Source organism: Streptomyces sudanensis, assembly GCF_023614315.1.
In the GTDB taxonomy this organism is placed as follows: Bacteria; Actinomycetota; Actinomycetes; order Streptomycetales; family Streptomycetaceae; genus Streptomyces; species Streptomyces sudanensis.
In genome coordinates, this window is sequence record NZ_CP095474.1 from 4114940 (window position 1) to 4124034 (window position 9095).

General features: G+C 73.8%; 10 protein-coding genes and 1 tRNA gene. 7 read left to right on the forward strand and 4 right to left on the reverse strand.

Annotated features, from left to right (window positions below; genetic code table 11):
• On the reverse strand, positions 1 to 303 hold a 303-nt coding region (locus MW084_RS24635; protein ID WP_420833749.1), incomplete at its 3' end, for a hypothetical protein.
• Here MW084_RS24635 and MW084_RS18965 point away from each other — a divergent pair.
• From MW084_RS18965 to MW084_RS18980, 4 genes are read left to right on the forward strand one after another with little or no spacing between them, the layout of a single operon-like run.
• Positions 302 to 736 (forward strand): roadblock/LC7 domain-containing protein, encoded by a 435-nt coding sequence (locus MW084_RS18965; RefSeq protein ID WP_010474474.1) that lies wholly within the window; start codon positions 302 to 304, stop codon positions 734 to 736. The two genes, MW084_RS24635 and MW084_RS18965, sit on opposite strands and share 2 nt — an antisense overlap.
• A gap of 3 nt (positions 737 to 739) precedes the next feature.
• Entirely contained in the window at positions 740 to 1111 is a 372-nt protein-coding gene (locus MW084_RS18970) for a DUF742 domain-containing protein (protein WP_010474472.1), read from the forward strand.
• Positions 1089 to 1715, forward strand: a complete 627-nt coding sequence (locus MW084_RS18975) for a GTP-binding protein (protein ID WP_010474471.1) — start codon at positions 1089 to 1091, stop codon at positions 1713 to 1715. Before MW084_RS18970 ends, MW084_RS18975 begins: the two co-directional genes overlap by 23 nt.
• Positions 1712 to 2284, forward strand: coding sequence for a GAF domain-containing protein (locus tag MW084_RS18980; protein ID WP_010474469.1), 573 nt, complete (start codon positions 1712 to 1714; stop codon positions 2282 to 2284). The genes MW084_RS18975 and MW084_RS18980 overlap by 4 nt, the downstream gene beginning before the upstream one ends.
• 82 nt (positions 2285 to 2366) lie before the next feature.
• Here the strand turns inward: MW084_RS18980 and MW084_RS18985 are convergent, their stop codons facing one another.
• Complete coding sequence (locus MW084_RS18985) at positions 2367 to 3563, reverse strand: acyl-CoA dehydrogenase family protein (RefSeq protein WP_010474467.1); 1197 nt, start codon at positions 3561 to 3563, stop codon at positions 2367 to 2369.
• Positions 3564 to 4111: 548 nt separating this feature from the next.
• On the opposite strand from MW084_RS18985, the gene MW084_RS18990 reads away from it, so the two are divergent.
• Both MW084_RS18990 and MW084_RS18995 read left to right on the forward strand, forming a co-directional pair.
• Positions 4112 to 4185 (forward strand) — tRNA-Pro (locus tag MW084_RS18990).
• Between the two features lie 554 nt (positions 4186 to 4739).
• Positions 4740 to 6248 carry a DUF4246 domain-containing protein gene (locus tag MW084_RS18995; protein WP_010474465.1) on the forward strand — a complete coding sequence of 503 codons (1509 nt, stop codon included), beginning with the start codon at positions 4740 to 4742 and terminating at the stop codon, positions 6246 to 6248.
• 126 nt (positions 6249 to 6374) lie between these two features.
• On the opposite strand, the gene MW084_RS19000 is transcribed toward MW084_RS18995, so the two are convergent.
• Both MW084_RS19000 and MW084_RS19005 read right to left on the reverse strand, forming a co-directional pair.
• Complete coding sequence (locus MW084_RS19000) at positions 6375 to 7559, reverse strand: zinc-dependent alcohol dehydrogenase (RefSeq protein ID WP_010474463.1); 1185 nt, start codon at positions 7557 to 7559, stop codon at positions 6375 to 6377.
• A complete protein-coding gene (locus tag MW084_RS19005) occupies positions 7556 to 8026 on the reverse strand; it encodes a hypothetical protein (protein ID WP_010474461.1) in 471 nt (156 codons plus the stop codon). Before MW084_RS19005 ends, MW084_RS19000 begins: the two co-directional genes overlap by 4 nt.
• A gap of 320 nt (positions 8027 to 8346) precedes the next feature.
• On the opposite strand from MW084_RS19005, the gene MW084_RS19010 reads away from it, so the two are divergent.
• On the forward strand, positions 8347 to 9036 hold the full coding sequence (locus MW084_RS19010) for an ArsR/SmtB family transcription factor (protein WP_275563703.1): 690 nt from the start codon (positions 8347 to 8349) through the stop codon (positions 9034 to 9036).
• The last annotated feature ends 59 nt before the right edge of the window (positions 9037 to 9095 follow it).

The following is a 9095-nucleotide window of genomic DNA, read 5'->3' on the forward strand; positions in this document are numbered from 1 at the left end:
TGACAGCCCCCGCACCCGGCCGCACGGTCCGCGTCCCGCACCCCCGCCGACGGCTCCGGCCCGGACCGGGACGCGCGCCCCAGGCTGCCCAAGCGGCGCGCCCAGGAGCACCTCGTCCCCCAGCTGCGCGACGAGCCGGTCCGCCGCCACCGCGACGACGACACCCTCCACGACCCGGGCCTGATGGCGGCGTTCCAGCGGGGCATCGACCTCGCCGAGACGGCGGCGCCGCCCCCGGTCCCGCCGCCCCGCCCCGCCGGCCCGCAGCGACACGACGAAGCCCACAAGGAGTAGATGCACCATGGCGAGCGATGCGCCGAACGGCCCCGCCCCCGATCTCGACTGGCTGCTCGGCGGCCTGATCCAGCGGGTGCCCCACACCCGCAGCGCGGTCCTGCTCTCCTCGGACGGCCTGGTGAAGTCGGTGCACGGCCTCGACCCGGACAGCGCCGACCACATGGCGGCCCTGGCGTCCGGCCTCCACTCGCTCGGCCGCAGCGCCGGGGCCCGCTTCGGCGACGGCGACGAGGTGCGCCAGGTCGTCGTCGAGCTCGACCACACCCTGCTGTTCGTGTCCGCCGCAGGCTCCGGCACCTGCCTCGCCGTCGTGGCGGGCCGGAAGGCGGACGCCGCGGTCCTCGGGTACGAGATGGCGATGCTGGTCAAGAGCGTACGGCCCTACCTCGTCACACCGGCCCGGCACGCGACCGCCGCCCCCGGCGCCCCGGGGCGCTGAGCGGTGCCGTTCCGGCAGGAGGGGCCGTGGCTCGACGACGCGGCGGGCCGCCTCATCCGCCCGTACGCGGTGAGCGGCGGACGCACCCGGCCCACGGCCGCGCTCGACCTGCTGTCGCTCGTCATGGCCACCGGGGCGGTGCCGCCGGCCCCCCTCGGCCCTGAGCACGCCACCGCCCTCGGGCTGTGCGACGGGCCGACGTCGGTCGCGGAGATCGCCGCGCACCTGCGTCTGCCCGCGGCCGTCACCAAGGTGCTCCTCTCGGACCTCGTGGACTGCGGAGCGCTGACCACGCGGCAGCCCCGCCCCCACGGCGACACCACCGACCGTTCCCTGCTGGAGGCAGTGCTCGATGGCCTACGACGACGTCTGTGAACATCCGGCCGACACCGGGGACGTCTTCCCGACCGCGCTGAAGGTCCTGGTCGCCGGGGGGTTCGGCGTGGGCAAGACGACCTTCGTCGGCGCGGTCAGCGAGATCGAACCGCTCAGCACGGAGGAGGTGCTCACCCAGGTGGGCACCGCCACCGACCACCTCGACGGCGTCGAGGCGAAGGCCACCACGACCGTCGCGATGGACTTCGGCCGCATCACCCTGGACCCGCGGCACGTGCTGTACCTGTTCGGCACGCCCGGCCAGGAGCGCTTCTGGTTCCTGTGGGACGAGCTGTCCGCGGGGGCCCTCGGCGCGGTGGTCCTCGCCGACACGCGCCGCCTGCAGGACTCGTTCCCGGCCGTGGACTTCTTCGAGCGGCGCGGCATCCGCTTCGTCGTCGCCGTCAACGAGTTCGACGGCGCCCACCGCTACGACCCCGAAGAGGTGCGCGCCGCCGTCGGTCTCGGACCGGAGGTGCCGGTCGTGCCGTGCGACGCCCGGATCACCGGCTCCGGGATCCAGACCCTCGCCACCCTGGTCCAGTACCTGCTGGCCACCGACCCGGCGCCGGCACCGGCGCCGAGCTACGGAGCATCCGCATGACCTACGACCCGACCGGCCACCTCCTCCTCACCCCCGTCGACCGGGAGGCGCCCGCCCGTGTGCTGCGGCTCCGCCAACTGGGCCTGGGGGAGTACCCGGACCCCGCGTTCGACGCCTTCGCCGCCCGCCTCGCCGAGGTGACCGGCGCGCCCTACTCGATGGTCAACTTCATCGACGAGAACCGGCAGTTCTTCGCCGGGCTGCACACCCCGACGGGCACCCGCTCCGGCCTCCGCCCCGGCGCGGACCCGGCCGCCTCCGGCACGGTCGGCCGCTACATGGCCCGCGACCACGGCTACTGCCCGCACGTGGTGGTCCGCCGCAAGGCGCTGGTCCTGGAGGACGTCTGCGACTACCCCCGGTTCGCCGGGAACCCGGTCGTCGACGAGATCGGCATCCGCTCCTACCTGGGCGCGCCGCTCATCGACCGCACGGGCACGACCCTGGGCACGATCTGCGTCGTGGACACCGAGCCCCGGCCGTGGGGGAGGGCCGGCCTGGAGACCATCAAGTCGCTCGCGGCGGAGCTGGTGGAGCAGATCCACCAGCGCGAGGACGGCGGCCTCTGACCGGTCCCCGCCCCGTTCCGCGCGGTGTCCCCGCGGGCGCCCACCGGCCCCGCGGGGACACCGCGTCCCCGGCCCTAATCGGTCAGCGGGCCGGCTCCCTCCGCACGACGTCCGCGAGCCGCTCCGACCACTGGCCCCGCGCCGTGCCGAGCGCCACCTCCGCGAGCCGCAGCAACTGGACGTCCGAGGTCCCGGCCGGGGCGAACAGGTGGTGGGCGTCCCGCAGGTAGCGCTCGATCGGCCGGTCGGTGAACAGCCCGGCCGCCGCGTGGATCTCCATCGCCTCGCGCGCCGAGTCCAGGGCCCACTCGGCGTTGACCAGCTTCGCGTTCATCAACTCCGCGTCGCAGGGCAGCCCCTGGTCCAGCAGGTGCACGGCGTGGTACGCGGTGAGCCGGGCCGTCATCAGCCGCGACTGCAGCCGGCCCAGCCTCAGCCGCACCGACGGCAGCGCGTGCAGCGGCTCGCCGTACCGGTGGCGCTCCTCGCAGAAGCGCGTCGTCTCCTCCAGGACCGCCCGGTGCAGGCCGAGGGAGACCGCGGCCAGGTTCGCCCGCCCGTACAGCACGCTGGAGGAGTACGCGACGGCCAGCCCGTCGCCCTCCTCGCCGAGCCGGTTGGCGGCGGGAACCCGGCAGTCCTCGAAGGACAGCTCACCGAAGCCGAAACCGTGCAGGCCCATCGCCGGCTTCTCGTCGCCGACCCGGAGACCGGGCCGGTCGGCCTCCACCAGGAACGCCGTGAGCCCCTTCGGACCGGGACCGGTGCGGACGACGACGCCGTGCAGGTCGCCGACGTGGCTGTTGCCGACGAACACCTTGCGGCCGTTGAGGACGTACTCCTCGCCGTCGCGCACGGCGGTGGCCGCCATGCCGAGCACGTGGCCGCCGGACTCCGGCTCGGTCACCGCGATCGTGGGGAGGCAGGCACCGGCGGCTATCGCCGGCAGCCAGGTCTTCCGCTGCTCGTCGCTGCCGAAGTGCAGGATCTTCGCGACGCCCAGTTGGGACGCCTGCACCATGGCGCCCATCGCCGCGCTGACGCGGGACAGCTCCTCGATGATGACGGTCTTGCCGAGGTGGCCGACGCCCATCCCGCCCAGGTCCGTGCCGATCGTCGCGCCCAGCCAGCCCTGACGGGCGATGAGCCGGGACAGTTCCCGCTGTACGGAACGGGCCGCCTCCATGGCGGGAATCCGCGGTCTCACCTCGGCCTCCGCGAACTCCCTGACCTGCTGCCTGAGCTGATGGTGCGGCCGACCGGCGAAGCAGTCGTCCATGCGTGTCCTCCTCTGGGAAATGCCTGCTCGCGAGGGTGTTCGAGCGGCGGACGCGCCGACGGCGGGCCCGTCCCGAGCAGGCGGACACCTCATCGTGTTGATCTCCGGGAGGTGCTTCAACACGGTCGTGGACAATGGCCGAAACAGAGGGCATTGACGAGCGGGGGCGAGTGTGCAGGGGCGCCGCGCCGTACGGCCGGCCCGCCCGCGCGTCCCCTGCCACATGCCACGGGCACGGGTCGGACGGGCCTGCCCGGCCGACGTGTTCGTACGGAAGTGCGGCTCTCCGCCCCGGGTGAGGGGGGCGGCCGGGGGCCGGAACACGTCGTTCGGTACCGGCGCCGAACGTTTCGGCATCCGGTGTTCGAAAGCCGGGGCGGCGCCCGGATGCACCGGCGGCGCGGGCGGCGCGCGCCGCGCCCCGGCGCGTACGCCCGTCGGCCCCGCCCCGGCGCGCGGCCCGTGAAAGCGGTTAGTGATCACCACTCGGAGTGCGGTATTGTTCTCCTGCACGACCGACCAGGGGAAACCCCAGGTCAGACGGGCAACGGGACGTGGCGCAGCTTGGTAGCGCACTTGACTGGGGGTCAAGGGGTCGCAGGTTCAAATCCTGTCGTCCCGACTGTGCGGAAACGCAGGTCGGAGGCCGTTCTCCCATCCATGGGAGGGCGGCCTTCCGCGTGTCCGCGGTGAGACGGCCGCGGACGCCGGTGGTGGCCGACGGCTCGTGGAGCCGGGCGGCCGCGGACATCGGCGGCCGTGGCTCGTGGAGCCGGGCGGCTTCGGCCCTCCGCTCATCGGAAAGCCCCTCACGGACACCGTTGTGGTCCGATACGCCCGGTACGTCCGTCCGCCGGGCGGTCGTCCCGCCGGCCGGATCGACCTCCGGTCCCTCTCAGGGAACGACCGGCTCCCGGAGGCGTCCCCGGGCGCCACGGCGTCAGGGGCGTTCCGTCGCACCCCGCCGTCCGGGACGCAACGGCTCCCACCGGACACGGGCGCGGGCGCGAACGGACGGGTCCGCCGTCACGGGGGAGAGGGCCACCGCGTGCGGGCGGGAGCGCTCCCGCCCGCCGGCTCCCTCGACGCGGTACCGGAGCAGCGGCCACGGCCGCGGTGTCAGTCCGCCGGGCTATTCTTCCCGCCACCACACACCGACTGTAGGGACCACGAGAATTGACCGGCCTGTCCGCCTTCCCGCTGCCTTTCCACACCTCCCGTTCCCTGCCCTTCGCGACCCCCCGAACGCTGCGGGAACTCCAGATGATGCGGTGCAGCGCGCACATCCGGGCGAAGCCGGGGTGGTTCGACAAGATGGACGACGCCGACATCACCGCCAGGTGGGCGCGGGAAGCGGTCGCCCAGGGCCTCACCGAAGCGCAGGTCCGCTACGTGCTCGCCGAACTCGCGCACTACGCGGCGCTGAGGGACGGGCGGACCGGCATCGAGGTGTCCGCCGTCGACGGCGTGTGGCAGTCGGACACGCTGGTCGACGACGGGCTCAGGTCCCGGCTGCGCGAGGCGGTCCGGGTCCTGGAACAGGTCCCCGAAGCGGAGCGGGACTGGCACCCCGGATCCGGCGGCCAGGTGCTGGACCTGGTTCATCCCTCATTGTTCTGCCTGGTCAGAGGGGTGAGCGGCGAGCCCGAGCGGGCCTGGCGGAACCCGACGAACCACTACTCGAAGTACGAGTTCTCGGAGAGGTTCCAGTGGCTGCCCACGGACGTCGACGTCAGTGACGACGGCGGTGTCGCCTTCCGCTCGTACGTCAACAACGTCCACCCCGAGGCCCATCGCGAACTGGCCTCCGTCCTGCCGGACCTGTTCGCGCGCATGCTCCCGCTGCTGGAGAACGTGCTCACCGATCTGCGCCACCCGCGGCCCCTGCGGATCGAGGCCGATCCCTACGCGTGGTACGACTCGGAGCCGGAGTACCCGGACAAGTCCTCCTACGGCGATGCCGCGGCCCACTCGGAAGCCCTCCGCGCATGGGAGGAGGCCCTGGACGACTGGTGGGAGAACCGCCGCCCGACCGTCCCGGACGCCCCGGAGTTCACCCCGCCCGAGCCGCCCGGCGAATCCGCCCGGGTCGACCTGCGCGGCCGCCGTCTCCAGGTGATCGTCAAGCTCGCCGCCGTCCACCTCACTCCGGACAAGCCCGAGTACCCCGGCGGCTCCTGGCACGTCGAGGGGATGCTGAACGAGCGCATCGTCTCGACCGGCATCTACTACTGGGACAGCGAGAACATCACCGAAAGCCGGCTGGGTTTCCGGGCGGCGCTCGACGACCCGGAGTACGAACAGAGCGACGACGAGGGCATGCGTGAGGTCTACGGCCTGGAGAACGAGGACGCACTGAACCAGGTGCTGGGGTCGGTACCGACCCCGGCGGGCCGCTGCCTGGCGTTCCCGAACATCCTGCAGCACCGCGTCGACTCGTTCCGCCTCGCGGACCCCACCCGCCCGGGACACCGCAAGATCCTCGCGTTCTTCCTGGTCGACCCGTCGGAGAGGATCGTCTCGACGTCCGACGTGCCACCGCAGCAGCCGTGGTCCGACACCTCGACCATGACGCTCGAACAGGCCCGGGACTATCGCGAACAGCTCATGCGGGAACGCAGGTTCTTCGTCGACGAGCACAACGAGCAGCTCTACGAACGGGAATTCTCCCTCTGCGAGCACTGAGTCCCCTCCGCCCGGAACACGGACGGCCGGGAGGACCGCCGGCGGCGGGCAGCCCTCCCGGCCGTCCGCCGGACCCGGAGCCCGGAGTTCGGGCCCGGCTCCGCGGTCGGTCGGCCGGTCGGCCGGTCAGCCGGTGTGGCCCGGCCCGGTGAAGACGGCGCGGACGCAGCCGTCGGTCTTCTCCTTGAACATGTCGTAGCCCTCCACGGCCCGCTCCAGGGGCATGACGTGGGTGGCCAGGTGCGCGGTGGTGATCTCCCCCCTGGCCATCCGGTCCAGCAGCATCGGGATGTACCGCTGCCCGTGCTGCTGTGCGGCGCGCAGGGTGAGGCCCTTGTTGACGACCGCGCCCAGCGGGAACTTGTCGACCATCCCGGCGAACACGCCGAGGACGAACACGGTGCCGCCCTTGCGGCAGGCGTGGATGGCCTGGCGGACGGCGGTCGGCCGGTCGGTCTGGAGCCGCATCTGCTGCTTGACCTGGTCATACAGGTACATCGGCCCATGGCTGTGGGCCTCCATGCCGACCGCTTCGATGCACACGTCGGGACCGCGCCCGCCGGTCCGCTCGCGGAGCTCCGCCGCGACGTCGGCGGCGCTGTAGTCCAGCGTCTCGCAGCCGACGTGGCGCTCGGCCATGGCCAGCCGCTCCGGGAGGCGGTCGATGCAGATCACCCGTTCGGCGCCCAGCAGGACCGCGGCCCGCGCCGCCATCTGGCCGACGGCCCCGCAGCCCCACACCGCGACCACGTCGCCCGGCTTGACGCCGCCCAGGTCGGCGCCCATCCAGCCGGTCGGCACGGAGTCCGAGGCGAACAGGGCGCTGATGTCGTCGACCTCCTCGGGCACGGGGAAGGCCCCGTAGTCGGCGAAGGGGACGCGGACGTACTCGGCGTGGCTGCCGCGCAGGCCGCCCATGGCGTGCGAGTAGCCGAAGATGCCGCCGGACTCGTAGCCGAACAGCGCCTGGCCGATGCCCGGGTTGGTGTTGGTGTTGTCGCACAGGGACCACAGGTCGTTGGCGCAGTACCAGCAGCGCCCGCAGCCGACGAAGGAGGCGACCACGACCCGGTCGCCGACCTTGTGGCGCCGCACCGCGCGCCCGGTCTCCACGACCTCGCCGAGGAACTCGTGGCCGATGACGTCACCGGCCCGCATCGCGGGGATGTACCCGCCGATCAGGTGCAGGTCGGACCCGCACGTCGTGCCGGCGATGAGCCGGACGACGATGTCCTGGTCGTTGCGCAGCTCCGGGTCCGGAACCTGCTCGACGGACAGCTTGTTCACGCCCTGCCAGCACAGCGCCTTCACAGCACTCCCTCCCCGCCCGACCGGCGGGCGACCATGTCGATGACCTTGCCGACCGGGGTGTCCCTCGTCGTGGGGGGAGCGTCCGGCAGCATGACCTCGCCCGCCTCCAGGAGCGCCTTGGCCTCCCGCAGCGCGGTGCGCACCTCCTGGCGGGGGTCCTGGCCGGCCAGGCGCCCCGGGAGGGACGTCTCCCTATCGGAGGGGGCGTCCTTCAGGCGCACCGCGAGTTCCGTGCCCCGGTCGCCGGGGGCGGGCCGTACGCGGGCCTCCAGCCGGTCGGCCATCCGGTCCAGGGGTGCGGGCAGGGCGCCGCCGGACATGACGTCCGTCGGCGCGCGGTTGACGGTGACGGTCAGCCACCGGTCGGCGGGGTCGCCGGCCGCCGTCCGCGACCGGCTCCGGCGGGCCGCGACGGCCCCTGTGCCGATGACCGCCGCCACCACGAGGGCGGACTTGACGTGCTTCACCGGACGCCTCCTTCGTAGGGGCCGTGTCTCCGGGGGCGCCCGGCCGGTGCCCCTCGCGGGAGGAGGCGGACGGCGGCGCACCCGGGCGGGCGGTGCCGCGGCCGGGCCGCCCGCGTCGGCGAAGCGGGGGAGGGCGGCCGGCGCGGGCCCGCACGCGCCGGGTGCCCCGGTACGCGCGGACGACACCCGCAACCGTGCCCGCGCCGCTCCGGCGGGGCCGTACGGGCGGCCTCCCCGCACGGCGCGCGCCACCGGCGCCGGCCGGATCCGGGGCCGGGCGATCACCGCCGCGACCTTCCCCTACAATCCTCCATGGAACCTTGGAGGAACTGATGGCGGAGACCGGCGCCGAGGACGCGAAGGCACGGCTCTACGACGCGTTCGCGGCCTGCGGCAAGGCACTGGCCAGCGGAAAGCGCCTGGAACTGCTGGACCTGCTGGCGCAGGGCGAGCGCAGCGTGGACGCGCTCGCCAGGACGGCCGGGCTGAACCTGACGACGGCTTCGGCGCACCTGCAGACGCTCAAGCGGGCCGGGTTCGTCGCGACCCGCCGCGAGGGCGTGCGCGTCCACTACCGGCTCGCCGGGGACGACGTGGCGCGGCTCCTGGCCCTGCTGCGCACGGTCGCCGACCGCCACCAGACGGCCGTCCCCCCGGCCCGGGACGCCTACCTCGGCCGGGACCGGGCCGCCGAGGTCACCCGCGACGAGCTGCTGGACCGGCTCGGGTCCGGCGGCGTCGTGGTGCTCGACGTGCGCCCGGCGGAGGAGTACCGGGCCGGGCACATCCCCGGCGCCGTCTCGATCCCGGTCGGCGAGCTGGCGGAGCGGATCGGCGAGCTGCCCGAGGACGCCGAGGTCGTCGTCTACTGCCGCGGCGAGTACTGCGGGCTCGCCCACGACGCCGTACGGCTGCTCACCGACCGCGGGCGGCGGGCGATCCGCCTCCGCGACGGCATGCTGGAATGGCGCCTGTCCGAACTGCCCGTCGACGGCGCGGAACCGGCGTGACCGGCCCCGAGGGCGAGGCCGCCGCCTGTGGGCCGGACGGCGGCCNNNCCCTCGGGGCC

Bases quoted from the DNA above. Each gene is read 5' to 3' on its own strand.
- MW084_RS18965 (WP_010474474.1), top strand. From the start codon at position 302: ATGGCGAGCGATGCGCCGAACGGCCCCGCCCCCGATCTCGACTGGCTG.
- MW084_RS18975 (WP_010474471.1), top strand. From the start codon at position 1,089: ATGGCCTACGACGACGTCTGTGAACATCCGGCCGACACCGGGGACGTC.
- MW084_RS18980 (WP_010474469.1), top strand. From the start codon at position 1,712: ATGACCTACGACCCGACCGGCCACCTCCTCCTCACCCCCGTCGACCGG.
- MW084_RS18985 (WP_010474467.1), bottom strand. From the start codon at position 3,563: ATGGACGACTGCTTCGCCGGTCGGCCGCACCATCAGCTCAGGCAGCAG.